The organism is Amycolatopsis sp. WQ 127309 (genome assembly GCF_023023025.1).
Classification (GTDB): domain Bacteria; phylum Actinomycetota; class Actinomycetes; order Mycobacteriales; family Pseudonocardiaceae; genus Amycolatopsis.
The window spans coordinates 3,719,730-3,733,069 of sequence record NZ_CP095481.1; the positions used below are offsets into that span (position 1 = coordinate 3,719,730).

The following is a 13,340-nucleotide window of genomic DNA, read 5'->3' on the forward strand; positions in this document are numbered from 1 at the left end:
GGCTCCAGGCTAGTGCCCGGCACCGACAGAAACCGCCGCTTTCACCAGATCGGCGAGATCCTCGGAGCCGGCCGGGAGCGCGTCCACCGGCCACCACCGCAGGTCGTCGGACTCGTCGCTGCGCACCGGCTCCGCACCCGGCGGCGCGTGCACGGCGTACCGGACGTCGAAGTGCCGCGTCGGCACCCCGAGCGAGCAGGTGATCGGGTGGACGTCGAGGTGCACCGGCGCGTCCCCGATCCGCAGGCCGGACACGCCGGACTCCTCGGTCGCCTCCCGCAGCGCCGCGTCGGCCAACGTCGCGTCGGACGGTTCGCAGTGCCCGCCGAGCTGCAGCCACCGGCCGACGCGCGGGTGCAGCGTGAGCAGCACCCGCGTGCCGGTGTGGTCCAGCAGCACCGCGGACGCCGTCAGGTGCCCGGCCTCGCACGACCGGCGGCACGTGTCGTCCCGCGCCGCGAGAAAGCCGAGGAACGCCTGGCGCAGCGACTCCTGGGACGCGTCCGGAGGCGTCCACGAACCCAGCGTCGCGACGGCTTCGGCGTGCAGGCTCACAGCTCCAGCAGCCCGTCACCCGGCGCGGCCGCTCCCCGCGGGGCCGGCTCGGCCAGCGGGATGCCGATCGCGACCGAGCCCAGCGGCTGCCAGCGCTCGTCCAGGCCGAGGACGTCGCGGACGATGTCCGCGGCGAAGATCGTCGACCCGATCCAGCACGAGCCGAGGCCTTCGGCGGCGAGCGCGACCAGCAGGCCCTGCACCGCGGCCCCGCCGGCGACGGTGAACATCGTCTTCTCGCAGTCGTTGCGGCGGGCGTCGGGGTAGGTGTGCGCGCCGTCCGGCACCAGGAACGGGATGACGATTTCCGGGGCCCGGTAAAGGATGTCGCCGCGGCTGAGCCGCTTCTCGACCTGCTCCGGGGTGAACTCGTCGCCGTTGAGGTCCGCCTGCCACGATTCACGCATCGCGTCGAGCAGTTCCTTGCGCTTCGCGCCGTCGCGGAGCCAGACGAACCGCACCGGGTGCGTGTGGTGCGGCGCGGGCGCGGTCAGCGCGGAGCCGACGGCTCGCCGGATCGACGTCGGCGAGACCGGTTCGTCGCTGAACTGCCGCACCGACCGCCGGACCGGCACGGCTTCCCGGCGGCCCTGCGCGATGGCTTCGTTGGTGCCCAGCCGGAAGAGGTCCTCTTCGAGCGGCCGGATGAGCGTCCGCGCGGTCGAGCCGTCGTCGAAGAGGTCCAGCCCGCGGACGACGGCGACCGGCGTCCCGCCCAGCTTGCCCTTGACCAGGTCCGCGGCCGACGCGAGCTCGTCGGCGATCGCCACCTCGGTGACGGCCAGCTCGTTGCCCTGGCCGTCGATCGTGCCCCGGTAGGCGTGCAGCACGCGCAGCCCGGACGCGCCGATGGCGTTGTCGGTCTGCCCGACCCGCCAGGCGCGGCCCATGGTGTCGGTGACGACGACGGCGACCTCGACGCCGAGCCGTTCGCGCAGCCCGTTGCGCAGCGCCAGCGCGGACGCGTCCGGGTCGGCGGGCAGCAGCGCGACCTCGTCACCGGCCACATTGGACGCGTCGATGCCGGACGCCGCCTGCACGATGCCCAGCGGGTTCTCGGTGATCACCGTGCGGGCGATCCGCGCGACGATCCGCACGGCTTCCTGCTCGACGAGCTTGCGGCGGGCGGCGTCGCGGGCCTCGGGCTCGGTGGGCACGCGGACGAGCCTGCCCTCGGCCTTCGAGACGATCTTGCTGGTCACGACCACGACGTCGCCCGAGCGCAGCCACGGCGCGGCGGTGACGATCGCGCCGGTCAGGTCGTCGCCCGGGCGGAACTCGGGCAGCCCGGTGACGGGCAGGATCTCCAGCTTCGGGGAAGCGTGGTCGGCGGTGTTACTCAACAGGGGCTCCAGCGAGTTCGAGAGCGGCACGGGCCATCGCCGCGGTCGCGTCCACATCGGACATCAGCAGCGGCACGTCGCGGACGGTCACGCCCGGCACGTCGGCCGTCTCGCCTTCGGCGATCAGCCAGCCGTCGAGCACGCCGTCGTCCTTGCGCGAGCCGTAGTGCCGGCCCACCGCCTCGGCCGACGTCTCGACGCCGATCGCGGTCAGGCACGCGTCGGCCATCCCGCGCAGCGCCTTGCCGCCGATGATCGGGGACACCCCGACCACACCGGCCGACGTCTTGCGCAGCGCGTCCCGGATACCGGGCACGCCGAGGGTGGTGCCGACCGACACCACCGGGTTCGACGGCGCGAACAGCACCGCGTCGGCGCCCGCGATGGCCTCGAGCACGCCCGGCGCGGGCTTGGCCTCGTCGGTGCCGACGGCGACGATCGAGTGCGCCTCCGGCTCGGCGCGGTAGCGCACCCACCACTCCTGGAAGTGGATGGCCTTCTGCTGGCCGGCCTGGTCCGGGTCGTCGATCACGACGTGCGTCTCGACGCGGTCGTCCGACATCGGCAGCAGCCGGACGCCGGGTTGCCAGCGGTCGCACAGGGCCTCGGTCACCGCGGACAGCGGGTAGCCCGCGCGCAGCATCCGGGACCGGATCAGGTGGGTGGCGATGTCCTTGTCGCCGAGCCCGAACCAGTCCGGGTCGGCGCCGTAGGCCGCCAGCTCCTCCTTGACCACCCAGGTCTCGCCCGAGTGCCCCCAGCCGCGTTCCTTGTCGATCCCGCCGCCCAGGGTGTACATGCAAGTGTCGAGGTCAGGGCAGATCCGCAGACCGTGCATCCAGACGTCGTCGCCGGTGTTGACCAGCGCCGTCACCTCGTGCGGCGACTCGCTCGCGCCCTCCGGCGCCATGCCCAGTGCTGCCTTGACTCCCAGCAGGAAACGGGCCCCGCCCACTCCGCCGACCATCACCACGATCTTCACGACGTCGAATCTTCCTCTCCCTCGATGCGCGAGCCGGGTGCGGGCACCCAGTAGCGGTATCGGTGGTGCGGGGCGTACCCGAGCCCCGCGTAGAGCGCGAGCGCGCCCTCGTTGCCTTCCGCGACCTGCAACACCGCGCGATCGGCCCCGTGTTCCACGCCCCAGGCACCCACCGCCCCCATCAGCGCGGACGCGAGCCCGCGGCGCCGGAAGGCCGGGGCGACCTCGAGCCGGCCGACGTGCAGCCAGCCGTCGACCAGCGCGCCGCGGACGACACCGGCCGTAACGCCGTCGAGCGTCGCGACGCCGTAGCCGACCTTGCCGCCGGTCAGGACGCTTCGCGCGGCCGGAGAGTCCTCTCCGGCTCCGAGTGTCAGCTCCCACCAGGCCGGGGTCGGCTCACCCGTCACTTTCCCTAGGAAAGATGCGTCAGAGGGGCCGGATTTGACACTTTCCCTGAGAAAGCTGCGTCCGGCGGCCAGCGGCGTGGTGAGCACGACGACCTCGTGGCCACGGCGGTGGCGCTTCGCCTCGACCCAGCCTTCGGCGACGATCGCGCGCTCGTTCGGGCTGTCGCGGACGACCTGCGCCATCGGCGGGATCCCCCGATCGTGGGCGAAGTCACACACCGCGTCCAGGGCCTCGCGGACCGGCCGTCCGGCGTCCCCGACGGCCAGGACACTGTTCGCACGGCCGGTGAAGCCGCCGGCCCAGCGCAGCACCCACTCGCCGAGCTGCGCCTCGGCCAGCGGGGGCCAGGCCCGGCTGCAGCGGATCTCAAGCATTTCGGGACCGTTCACGGCTAGATTGTCCCTGAGGCGGCGAACCGATTTCCGAAGGAGGCCGGGTGCGATGGGCGTCCAGCGCAAGGACGAACGGCACAAGGAAGAGCTGGTCGACGACATCTCCGAGGGCTTCAACCGCGCTGTCGGCGCGAAGGAGGACGAAGAGGGTGCGCCCGCCAAGCCCAAGTTCGTGATCACCGGCGATGCCCGCGCCGTCCCGCCCAAGCGCCGCCGCGACCGTTGATCCCCGCCATACCCCGAGTATGGCTAAGGGTTGCCTCACCATCCCGACCGGTGGCCGTGCCGCGTAATGTCGGCGGCGACTGGCTGTTGGCAGAGAAAAGCAGGAGTGCGCAGTGACCTACGTGATCGCCGAGCCCTGCGTCGACTTGCTCGACAAGGCGTGTATCGACGAGTGCCCCGTGGACTGCATCTACGAGGGCGAACGCATGCTGTACATCCACCCGGACGAGTGCGTCGACTGCGGCGCCTGCGAACCGGTCTGCCCGGTCGAGGCGATCTACTACGAGGACGACGTCCCGGACGGCTGGTCGGACTACACCAAGGCCAACGTCGACTTCTTCGACGAGCTGGGCTCGCCCGGCGGCGCGTCGAAGGTCGGCAAGACCGCCCACGACCCCGCCTTCGTCAAGGCGCTGCCCCCTCAGCCCCAGGGCGAATGAGCCGCGTCGCGCTGCCCGACTTCCCCTGGGATTCGCTCGCCGAGGTCAAGGCCACGGCGCAGGCGCATCCCGGCGGTGTCGTCGACCTCTCGATCGGCACGCCCGTCGACCCGGTCCCGGCCGGCATCCGTGACGCCCTGGCGTCGGTCTCGGAGATCCCCGGGTACCCGACGACCCACGGCATCCCGGCGCTGCGCGCGGCGGCCATCGCCGCGCTCGGCCGCCGCCACGGGGTCACCGGCATCGAGGCCGGCGCCGTGCTGCCGACGATCGGGTCCAAGGAAGCCGTCGCCTGGCTGCCACGGCTGCTCGGCTTCGGCGAGGGTGACGTCGTCGTCATCCCGGAGCTGGCCTACCCGACCTACGAGGTCGGGGCGCTGCTCGCGGGCGCGTCGATCCTGCGGTCCGACGGCTTGACGGCGCTGGGCCCGCAGCGCCCGGCGATGATCTGGCTCAACTCGCCGTCCAACCCGACCGGCAAGGTGCTGCCCGTCGAGCACCTGCGCAAGGTCGTCGAGTGGGCGCGCGAGCGTGACGTCGTGGTGGTGTCCGACGAGTGCTACCTGGCGCTCGGCTGGGAGACCGAACCGCTGTCGGTGCTGCACCCGGACGTCTCCGGCGGCAGCACCGAGGGCCTGATCGCGGTGCACTCGCTGTCGAAGTCGGCGAACCTGGCCAGCTACCGCGCCGGGTTCCTGACCGGCGACCCCCGCCTGATCGCGCAACTGCTGGAGATCCGCAAGCACGCGGGCATGATCGTGCCGCGCCCGGTCCAGGAGGCGATGGTCGCCGCCCTGACCGACGACGAGGCCCTGGCCGCACAACGCGAACGCTACGCCCGCCGCCGGCTGGCACTGCGGAAGGCGTTGCAGGACAACGGCTTCCGCGTCGACCACTCCGAGGCCGGTCTGTACCTCTGGGCCACCCGCGACGAGGACGCCCACGCGACGGTGGCGTGGCTCGCCGACCGCGGCATCCTGGTCGCGCCGGGCACGTTCTACGGCCCCAAGGGCGGCAAGCACGTCCGCGTCGCGCTGACGGCGACCGACGAGCGCGTCGACGCGGCTGTCGAGCGTCTCAGCGCCTAGTAGTCGCGGCCGGTGAAGCCGCGGTAGACGAACCGGGTGAGGGCCTCGACCGCCTCTTCGTCGGTCGGCGGGGTCCAGCCGGTGGGGGCCGGGTCGAGCAGCCACATCTGCGCGAAGCTGTCGACCAGCCGGTACATCATCACGATGCTGAGGTCCAGCCGCGCCGGCAGCCGCATGCCCGCGGCCGTGATGTGCTCGAGGTGGCCGTTGAGGTCCGCCGCTTGCGTGGCGCCGAAGCCGGCGAGGGTGCGGGCGAACGCGTCGTTCACCAGTGCCGCCTGGCCGAGGGCCCGCATCGTCGACGCGTGTTCCTTGTAGAACTCCCAGTACTGCGCCACGTGCCAGCGCACGGCCGCCGGGTCGCTGAAGTCCGAGAGGTGGCCCTCGGCCAGCGCGCTCTCGTCGCCTGAGGTCGCGATGTCGGCCAGGAGCGCCTCGAGCAGCTCTTCCTTGCTGGCGAAGTGGTTGTAGAACGACCCCGCCGCGCGCCCGGCCTCCGCCGTGATGTCGGTGATCTTGGTGTTCAGGTAGCCCTTGTGCGCGAACACGCGCCGGGCCGCCGCCTTCAGTGCGGCCTCGGTCTCCGCGGCCTTCTCCTTGCGGTTCACCGCCACCTCCTTGACGCGGGACGCTAGCAGTGTCATTCTGAATCCAGATTCACTGAATTTCAATTCACTGGGAGGGCGACATGGACACCACGGTGCTGATCGCGGGGGCGGGGCCGACCGGGCTGACGCTGGGCATCGAACTGGCACGGCGCGACGTCGCCGTGCGGATCATCGACAAGGCCGAGACGTTCTTCGTCGGCTCACGCGGCGACGGACTGCAGCCGCGCACGCTGGAGGTCTTCGAGGACCTCGGCGTGCTCGACGCCGTGCTCGCGCAGGGCGCCGCGCCGGTGCCGATGAAGATCCACCTCGGCGGCGAGGTCGTCGGCGAGCGGATGATGTTCGACCCGGTCGAGCCGACGCCGGCGAAGCCGTACCCGACCGGCTGGTTCCTCGGCCAGTCGCAGACCGAGGGCATCCTGCGCGACCGGCTCGCCGAGTTCGGCGTCCGCGTCGAGCTGGCCACCGCGCTGACCGGCTTCGAGCAGGACGCCGACGGCGTCACGGCCACGCTGAGCACGGGCGAGACGGTCCGCGCGGCCTACCTGGTGGGGGCGGACGGCGGCAAGAGCCTCGTGCGCAAGGCGCTGGGGATCGCGTTCGAGGGCAGCACGGACGAGTCGATCCGGATGCTGCTCGGCGACGTCCGGGCCGAAGGCCTCGACCGCGGCTACGGCCACTGGTTCGCGACGCCGGAGAACCCGATGAGCGGCATGATGTTCAGCCCGCTGCCGGGCACTCCGCACTTCCAGTTCGGCTCGCCGCTCGGCGACGGCGACGTGGACGTCGAGACGGCGCTGCCCGCGGTCCAGGCCCGGCTCGACGCGCTGACCGGCGGCGGCGTCGTGCTGTCCGACCTGGCCTGGTCGACGGTCTGGCGGCCGAACATCCGGCTCGCGGCGCGCTTCCGCGACGGCCGGGTCTTCCTGGCCGGCGACGCGGCGCACGTCCACCCGCCGACCGGCGGCCAGGGCCTCAACACCGGCGTCCAGGACGGCTACAACCTGGGCTGGAAGCTCGCCGACGGCTCACCGGAGCTGCTCGACAGCTACGAGGTGGAGCGGCGGACCGTCGCGGCGCGGGTGCTGGGCGTCTCGACGGGGCTGCTGCAGAAGTACAAGGACGGCGACGAGGACGCCCACAAGCGCGGCGAGGACACCCAGCAGCTGGACATCACCTACCGCGGCGGCCCGCTGTCCCCGGCCGGCACCGGCGCGCTGCAGCCGGGCGACCGCGCCCCGGACGCCCCGCTGACCGACGCCAACGGCAAGCGCGTCCGGCTGTTCGAGCTGTTCCGCGGCCCGCACGCGACGGAGCTGTCCTTCGGCGACGGCCCCGGCCTGCGGATCCTTCCGCAGGGGAGCGTCGCGACGGGCACGGAGCTGGTCGACGACGGCGGCCACGCGTACGCGGCGTACGAGGCCGAGGGCGGCCGGACGGTGCTGGTGCGGCCGGACGGGTACGTCTGGTCGGTCTCCTGACGAAAACGCCCCTTTCCGACCGCTCGCCCGGCCCGAAGACGTCACTTTCCCTAGGAAAGATGCGTCTCGGGGGCCTGAAGCCGCATCTTTCCCGGCGAAAGTGACGGGTCAGGCGTGCAGGGCTTGTGCGGCGGCGTCGACGGCTTCCCAGGAGGCTCGCCACGTCGCGCGGGCCTCGGCTCGGCGGGTCAGCTCGCGCTCCGCGATGCGACCGGCCACGAAGCCGATCGCGCTGTCGCCGGTGTCCAGCACCGTGCGCATGCGCTCGGCCGCGAGCACCGCGTCCTGGTGGTCGCCCAGCACCGTCTGGAAGTCCTTCGTGGCCGTCAACAGCGCCTTGATCCGCTTGGCCTGCTTCTTCTTCGCCGACGTCTGGGCCAGCTCGGCGGCGTAACGCAGCTTCTTGCCGTGGATGCGCAGGGCGTGCAGGTCGTCGTCCGGCGGGTCGGCCGGCAGCGCGCGCACGGCCTTGGCGAGCTTGCGGTGCGGCTTGGCCAGCCCGGCGATCAGGTCGCGCCGCGGAACATCCACAGTGGACGGCGTCGCCCGGGTCAGCAGGCTGACCTCGCGCAGCAGCGTCGAGTACCGGGCGCTGGACAGGGCCCGGGTGAGCCGCTGCTTCGCCGTCGCGCGCTCGGAGACGAACCGGGACACCAGCTGCCGGCCGGCGGGCTGGTCGCGGACCTCGAAGTCGGCGATGACCTCGCGCAGGTGCTCGATCAGGACGTCGTGGTCGCGCACCTCGCCGAGCGACTGGCCGAGCCAGCCCAGCTCGGCCCGCACCGGCTCGGCGCCGTCGCCGACCAGCTCACCCGAGAGCTTGAGCACGCTGCGCATCCGCCGCAGGGCGACGCGCATCTGGTGCAGGTCCTCGGGGTCGGCGCCGGAGCGCGTGCCGGGCTCGTGCGCGAGCAGCGCGCGGATCTCCCGGTCGAGCTTGGCGCGCACGTGGTGGACCGCCGGATCGGCCGGCCGGGCTTCGACCGGGACGTCGGGCAGTCCCAGCTCGGCCGGGGTGTGGGGCAACGATTCGGTGGTCACCAGATGAATGGTAGGTGAACAACCCGACGTCACCCAATAAGCTGTGAAGGCCCCCTTACCGGCTGTAAGCGCCGGCAAGGAGGCCTTCACGGCTTTTGCTCAGTTTGCGTGCAGCATCGCGTTCAGCTCGACGCCGGAGCCCGCCCGCGCCACGACCTCGACCGCGCCGGTGCCGGAGTTGCGCCGGAAGACCGCGTTCGAGACGCCGTTGAGCTCGCGGGCCTTGACGACCTTGCCGTCGACGAGGACCTTCGTACCCGCCGTGACGTATAGCCCGGCTTCGACGACCGTGTCGTCGCCCAGGGAGATGCCGATGCCGCCGTTCGCGCCGATCAGGCAGCGTTCGCCCAGCGAGATCGTCTCCTTGCCGCCGCCCGACAGCGTCCCCATGATCGACGCGCCGCCGCCGACGTCGGAGCCGTCGCCGACCACCACGCCGGCCGAGATCCGGCCCTCGACCATGGACGCGCCGAGCGTGCCGGCGTTGAAGTTGACGAAGCCCTCGTGCATCACGGTCGTGCCGCTCGCCAGGTGGGCGCCGAGGCGGACGCGGTCCGCGTCGCCGATCCGGACGCCCGCGGGCATGACGTAGTCGACCATGCGCGGGAACTTGTCGACGCTGTAGACGGTCACCGCGCCGCGCGCCCGCAGCCGCAGCCGGGTCGCCTCGAAGCCCTCGACCGGGCACGGGCCGTGGTTGGTCCACACGACGTTCGCCAGCAGGCCGAACAGGCCGTCGAGGTTCTGACCGTGCGGGCGCACCAGCCGGTGCGAGAGCAGGTGCAGCCGCAGGTAGACGTCGTGGGTGCCGGCCGGCACGTCGGCCAGCTTGCCGATCGTGGTGCGGACGGCGACGACCTCGACCCCGCGGTCGGTGTCCGGGCCCAGCAGCGCCGCGGCGGCCTCGCCGAGCACCTCGGTGGCCTCTTCGACGCTCAAGACGTCGGTGCCGGAGGTGCTGGACGTGGCGGACGCGCCGGTCTCGGTCAGCTTGGGCTGCGGGTACCAGGTGTCGAGGACCGTCCCGTCGGTCGCGACGGTGGCCAGCCCGACGCCGGTGGCGCCGGTCGTTTCGGGGTTCGGGGTCTGCTCGCTCACGGCCCCAACCGTAGTGGAGTGACCTGGGTCAACCCTCTGTGGGCCGGGCGTCGACCTGCTTCTTCAGCCCCGAAAGGGCGGCGGCGATGTCGACCAGCGCCTGCGTGCAGGGCCCGCCCGGGTCCGCGACCGTGGTGCAGCCGGTGCTCCGGAACACCCCGACGGCCCGTTCGAGCCCGGCCGCCTCGGTGACCAGCTGCGGGTCCTTGTCGCCGGCGCGCTTGCGGGCCGAGCCGGGGACGCTGCCGAGCTCCGTGACGTACTTCTCGCAGCCCTTCGGCAGCTGGGTCCGCGGGCTGGCGTAGCACTGGTCGGCGGTCAGCGCGTCCAGCTTCGTCGGGAGCGCGTCCGGCCCGGGTTCGCCGCCCTGCTTGGGCGTCGGGCCGGCCTCGCTGCCACAGCCGGACAGGAGCAGGACCAGCAACGCGCCGCCCACGGCGACCGGGAACCTAACCACGCACCCACGGTAGCCCTGCCGGTAGCGTGCCGGTCATGAGCCTCGACCTGCACGCCGACCCCGTCGACCTCACCGCCGCCCTGGTGGACGTGTTCAGCGTCTCCGGCAGCGAGGCCGAGCTCGCGACGCTGGTGCAGGACGCGCTGCTGAAGCAGGCGCCGCACCTCGAAGTCGTCCGCAACGGTGACGCCGTCCTGGCGCGGACCCACCTGGGCCGCGGCTCGCGGGTCGTGCTCGCCGGGCACCTGGACACCGTGCCGGAGAACGGCAACCGGCCGTCACGGCGCGAGGGCAGCGGCGACGACGAGACCCTGCACGGCCTCGGCACGGTCGACATGAAGAGCGGTGACGCGGTCTTCCTGCACCTCGCCGCGACGCTCCCGGAGCCGAAGCACGACATCACGTTCGTCTTCTACGACAACGAAGAGATCGAAGCGGTCAAGAACGGCCTCGGCCGGATCGAGCGCGAGCTGCCGGAGTGGCTGGCCGGGGACCTGGCGATCGTCGGCGAGCCGTCGAACGGCGTCATCGAGGCCGGCTGCCAGGGCACCATGCGCGTCGAACTGCACTTCACCGGCACCCGCGCGCACACGGCGCGGGCGTGGATGGGGGAGAACGCGATCCACGCGCTCGCCGAGCCGCTGCGCCGGCTGGCCGAGTACGCGCCGCGGATCGTCGACATCGATGGGCTGACCTACCGCGAGGGCCTGCAGGCGACGGCGATCCGCGGCGGCGTCGCCGGGAACGTCGTGCCGGACGAAGCCGTCCTGACGGTGAACCATCGCTTCGCCCCGGACCGCGACCCGGCGGCGGCGGAGAAGCACCTGCGCGAGGTGTTCGCGGGCTTCGAACTGTCCGTTGTGGACGTTTCGCCGGGCGCGCTGCCGGGCCTGTCCGCTCCGGCGGCGGCCGAGCTGGTCGCGGCGGCGGGCGGTCAGGCGGCGGCGAAGCTGGGCTGGACCGACGTCGCCCGCTTCGCGGCTCTGGGCATGCCGGCGGTGAACTTCGGCCCGGGCGACCCGACGCTGGCGCACACCCAGCAGGAGAACGTCCGCACGGCGGAGATCCGCCAGGTCGCCGACGTGCTGCGCAAGTTCCTGGGCTGAGTGTCGGGCGTCACACCCGAAGGCCCTGAACTGCGGTGAAGCTCTACAGTCGCGCGAGCTTGCAACCTTTCCCCGGTGCGAGCCGTATCCACTGGTGACACCGCCTGCTGGGGAGGACCCATGCCGAAAACCGCCGCGAGACGGGCCGCGGCCGTCGCCGTGCTCGCCCTGGCGGTCGTCGGTGCCGTGACCGCCTGTGAAGGCCAGCCCGTCGCGGCGCCCGCGGCCGGGCCCGTGGTCATGGCCATCGCGGACGCGACGTCCGTGCCGCCCCCGCCCGCCGAACAGCCCGCGCGGCAGCCGCCACCGCAGCCCCAGGCGCAGACCGTCCTGATCACCTTCCCGCAGACCGGGTCGGGGCAGTGGATGTTCACCCCGGGCAGCGACCAGGTGGCCGGGACGCAAGGCCGGCTGATGCGGTACCGGATCGCGCTGGAGACCGACATCGACGGCGTCGGGCCCGCCGAGTTCGCCAAGGACATCCGGACGATCCTCGGCGACCCGCGCGGCTGGACCGCCGGCGGCGAGTGGCGGCTGCAGCAGGTCGGCCCGGACGACAGCGCCGACTTCACGATCTACCTGGCCACCCCGGCCAGCCGCGACCGGCTCTGCGGCGGCACCGCGGACGGCTACACGTCGTGCCGCAACGGCAGCAACGTCGTGCTCAACGTCGCCCGCTGGGCCAACGCCGTCCCGAACTACGGTGCCCCGCTCGCGTTGTACCGCCAGTACATGGTCACGCACGAGACCGGGCACCGGCTGGGCCAGGGCCACGAACTGTGCCCCGGCACGGGAAAGCCGGCGCCGGTGATGGAGCAGCAGACGCTCGGCCTGCACGGCTGCGTCCCGAACCCCTGGCCCTTTCCGAACGGCCGCTCCTACTCCGGCCCCTCGGGCGAGTACAACGACCCCATCCCGGCCGGCGACTCCTGAAAGCCGTGAAGGCCTCCTTCCCGGCCATAAGCGCCGGTAAGGAGGCCTTCACGGCATTGGATCAGCGGCCCTGCAGGGACTTGACGTTGTTGCCGAACGTCCAGGCCTTCGAGCCGTCCCAGTTCAGGGACCACGTCATCAAGCCCTTCAGAGAAGGGATCGCGCGCCACGCCTGGGAAACCAGGCTCGTCGACATGTAGCCGCCGCCCGCGCCCGGCTGCGCGGGCAGGCCCGGGACCTGCTTGTCGTAGGGCACCTTGATCGTGGTGCCCTGGACGACCAGGCCCTGGTTGAGGCAGTTGGTCTGCGCGGTGAAGCCCTGGACCGTGCCGGCCTGGTACGAGTCGCCGGCGCAGCCGTACATCGAGCCGTTGTAGTACTGCATGTTCAGCCACCACAGGCGGCCGTTGTCCGCGTACTTCTTGACGATCGGCAGGTACGCGCCCCAGATCGAGCCGTACGTGATGCTGCCGCCGGTCACGTAAGCGGTCTCCGGCGCCATCGTCAGCCCGAAGTTCGACGGCATCTGCGCGAGCACGCCGTCGATGATGCGGATCAGGTTCGACTGCGACGCCGAGAGCGTCTTGATGTTGCCGCTGCCGGTGAGGCCGGTCTCGATGTCGATGTCGATGCCGTCGAAGTTGTACGCCTTCAGGATCGGCACGATCGTGGCGACGAACTTGTCGGCCACGGCGGACGACGAGAGGTCGATCCCGGCGGCCGCGCCGCCGATGGACATCAGGAGCGTCGAGCCGGCGGCCTTGGCGGCGCACATCTCGGCGGGCGTGGAGACCTTGACGCCGGCGTCCATCCCGTTCTCCCACAGCACCGTGCCGTCGGAGCGGATCACCGGGAACGCGGCGTTGATGACGTTGTAACCGTGCTGTGCGATGCGGCTGTCGGTGATGGGCACCCAGCCCAGTCCGGGGTGGACGCCGTTCGCGGCGCCGTCCCAGTTCTCCCAATAGCCTTGCAGGACCTTGCCCGCGGGACGCGACTTCACCGCGCACGTGTCGGCCTGCACCGCCCCCTGCGCGGGGGCCGATACGAGCAGCGGGACAGCCAGCGCTGCCGCCAGAAGGGTTCCGAAAAAGCGGGTTCTCCGACCGGACATACCGGCTCCCATCTTCGATGAAGCGAACGCGGCGTGTCCGCTCAAGATAGGTGCCGCCGGGAACCG

15 protein-coding genes are annotated in these 13,340 nt (G+C 72.1%); 6 read left to right on the forward strand and 9 right to left on the reverse strand.

The window, feature by feature from the left end; translation table 11 throughout:
• Positions 1–9: 9 nt before the first annotated feature.
• The 4 genes from MUY22_RS17535 to MUY22_RS17550 are packed head-to-tail and all read right to left on the reverse strand — an operon-like array spanning position 10 to position 3,665.
• Positions 10–555 carry an NUDIX hydrolase gene (locus MUY22_RS17535; protein ID WP_247060968.1) on the reverse strand — a complete coding sequence of 182 codons (546 nt, stop codon included), beginning with the start codon at positions 553–555 and terminating at the stop codon, positions 10–12.
• Positions 552–1,898, reverse strand: coding sequence for a coenzyme F420-0:L-glutamate ligase (locus MUY22_RS17540; protein WP_247060969.1), 1,347 nt, complete (start codon positions 1,896–1,898; stop codon positions 552–554). Before MUY22_RS17540 ends, MUY22_RS17535 begins: the two co-directional genes overlap by 4 nt.
• Positions 1,891–2,880, reverse strand: a complete 990-nt coding sequence (gene cofD, locus MUY22_RS17545) for a 2-phospho-L-lactate transferase (RefSeq protein ID WP_247060970.1) — start codon at positions 2,878–2,880, stop codon at positions 1,891–1,893. Before cofD ends, MUY22_RS17540 begins: the two co-directional genes overlap by 8 nt.
• Positions 2,877–3,665: an N-acetyltransferase gene (locus tag MUY22_RS17550; protein ID WP_247060971.1), complete on the reverse strand. Its 789-nt coding sequence runs from the start codon at positions 3,663–3,665 to the stop codon at positions 2,877–2,879. The genes cofD and MUY22_RS17550 overlap by 4 nt, the downstream gene beginning before the upstream one ends.
• Positions 3,666–3,732: 67 nt before the next feature.
• Here MUY22_RS17550 and MUY22_RS17555 point away from each other — a divergent pair, with 67 nt between their 5' ends.
• The 3 genes from MUY22_RS17555 (at position 3,733) to dapC (ending at position 5,436) form a co-directional block, all read left to right on the forward strand.
• Entirely contained in the window at positions 3,733–3,909 is a 177-nt protein-coding gene (locus tag MUY22_RS17555) for a hypothetical protein (protein ID WP_247060972.1), read from the forward strand.
• A 112-nt stretch (positions 3,910–4,021) separates the two neighbouring features.
• Positions 4,022–4,348 carry a ferredoxin gene (fdxA, locus tag MUY22_RS17560; protein ID WP_247060974.1) on the forward strand — a complete coding sequence of 109 codons (327 nt, stop codon included), beginning with the start codon at positions 4,022–4,024 and terminating at the stop codon, positions 4,346–4,348.
• Positions 4,345–5,436, forward strand: a complete 1,092-nt coding sequence (gene dapC, locus MUY22_RS17565) for a succinyldiaminopimelate transaminase (protein WP_247060975.1) — start codon at positions 4,345–4,347, stop codon at positions 5,434–5,436. The genes fdxA and dapC overlap by 4 nt, the downstream gene beginning before the upstream one ends.
• On the opposite strand, the gene MUY22_RS17570 is transcribed toward dapC, so the two are convergent.
• On the reverse strand, positions 5,433–6,080 hold the full coding sequence (locus MUY22_RS17570) for a TetR/AcrR family transcriptional regulator (RefSeq protein WP_247060976.1): 648 nt from the start codon (positions 6,078–6,080) through the stop codon (positions 5,433–5,435). The genes dapC and MUY22_RS17570 overlap by 4 nt on opposite strands.
• 44 nt (positions 6,081–6,124) lie before the next feature.
• Between MUY22_RS17570 and MUY22_RS17575 the strand changes: the two genes are divergently transcribed.
• The gene (locus tag MUY22_RS17575) at positions 6,125–7,525 is read left to right on the forward strand and encodes an FAD-dependent monooxygenase (RefSeq protein WP_247060977.1); all 1,401 of its coding nucleotides are present in this window, start codon (positions 6,125–6,127) and stop codon (positions 7,523–7,525) included.
• 108 nt (positions 7,526–7,633) lie between these two features.
• Here the strand turns inward: MUY22_RS17575 and MUY22_RS17580 are convergent, their stop codons facing one another.
• The 3 genes from MUY22_RS17580 to MUY22_RS17590 all read right to left on the reverse strand — a co-directional run bounded on the left by MUY22_RS17580 (position 7,634) and on the right by MUY22_RS17590 (position 10,100).
• Positions 7,634–8,566, reverse strand: a complete 933-nt coding sequence (locus MUY22_RS17580; protein WP_247060978.1) for a CHAD domain-containing protein — start codon at positions 8,564–8,566, stop codon at positions 7,634–7,636.
• A 99-nt stretch (positions 8,567–8,665) separates the two neighbouring features.
• Positions 8,666–9,664, reverse strand: a complete 999-nt coding sequence (gene dapD, locus MUY22_RS17585) for a 2,3,4,5-tetrahydropyridine-2,6-dicarboxylate N-succinyltransferase (RefSeq protein WP_247060981.1) — start codon at positions 9,662–9,664, stop codon at positions 8,666–8,668.
• 28 nt (positions 9,665–9,692) lie between these two features.
• Positions 9,693–10,100, reverse strand: coding sequence for a hypothetical protein (locus MUY22_RS17590; RefSeq protein WP_247063949.1), 408 nt, complete (start codon positions 10,098–10,100; stop codon positions 9,693–9,695).
• 56 nt (positions 10,101–10,156) lie between these two features.
• Between MUY22_RS17590 and dapE the strand changes: the two genes are divergently transcribed.
• Together dapE and MUY22_RS17600 are read left to right on the forward strand one after the other, a co-directional pair.
• A complete protein-coding gene (gene dapE, locus MUY22_RS17595) occupies positions 10,157–11,227 on the forward strand; it encodes a succinyl-diaminopimelate desuccinylase (protein ID WP_247060983.1) in 1,071 nt (356 codons plus the stop codon).
• A gap of 120 nt (positions 11,228–11,347) precedes the next feature.
• A complete protein-coding gene (locus MUY22_RS17600) occupies positions 11,348–12,160 on the forward strand; it encodes a DUF3152 domain-containing protein (RefSeq protein WP_247060985.1) in 813 nt (270 codons plus the stop codon).
• 61 nt (positions 12,161–12,221) lie between these two features.
• Here the strand turns inward: MUY22_RS17600 and MUY22_RS17605 are convergent, their stop codons facing one another.
• On the reverse strand, positions 12,222–13,274 hold the full coding sequence (locus tag MUY22_RS17605) for a chitinase (protein ID WP_247060987.1): 1,053 nt from the start codon (positions 13,272–13,274) through the stop codon (positions 12,222–12,224).
• Positions 13,275–13,340: the final 66 nt, after the last annotated feature.

What these genes read in the sequence shown, in the direction of transcription:
- MUY22_RS17570 (WP_247060976.1), bottom strand. Translation starts at nt 6,080, where the DNA reads ATGACACTGCTAGCGTCCCGCGTCAAGGAGGTGGCGGTGAACCGCAAG.
- MUY22_RS17600 (WP_247060985.1), top strand. Translation starts at nt 11,348, where the DNA reads ATGCCGAAAACCGCCGCGAGACGGGCCGCGGCCGTCGCCGTGCTCGCC.
- MUY22_RS17605 (WP_247060987.1), bottom strand. Translation starts at nt 13,274, where the DNA reads ATGTCCGGTCGGAGAACCCGCTTTTTCGGAACCCTTCTGGCGGCAGCG.
- MUY22_RS17555 (WP_247060972.1), top strand. Translation starts at nt 3,733, where the DNA reads ATGGGCGTCCAGCGCAAGGACGAACGGCACAAGGAAGAGCTGGTCGAC.
- MUY22_RS17575 (WP_247060977.1), top strand. Translation starts at nt 6,125, where the DNA reads ATGGACACCACGGTGCTGATCGCGGGGGCGGGGCCGACCGGGCTGACG.
- dapC (WP_247060975.1), top strand. Translation starts at nt 4,345, where the DNA reads ATGAGCCGCGTCGCGCTGCCCGACTTCCCCTGGGATTCGCTCGCCGAG.
- dapE (WP_247060983.1), top strand. Translation starts at nt 10,157, where the DNA reads ATGAGCCTCGACCTGCACGCCGACCCCGTCGACCTCACCGCCGCCCTG.
- MUY22_RS17550 (WP_247060971.1), bottom strand. Translation starts at nt 3,665, where the DNA reads ATGCTTGAGATCCGCTGCAGCCGGGCCTGGCCCCCGCTGGCCGAGGCG.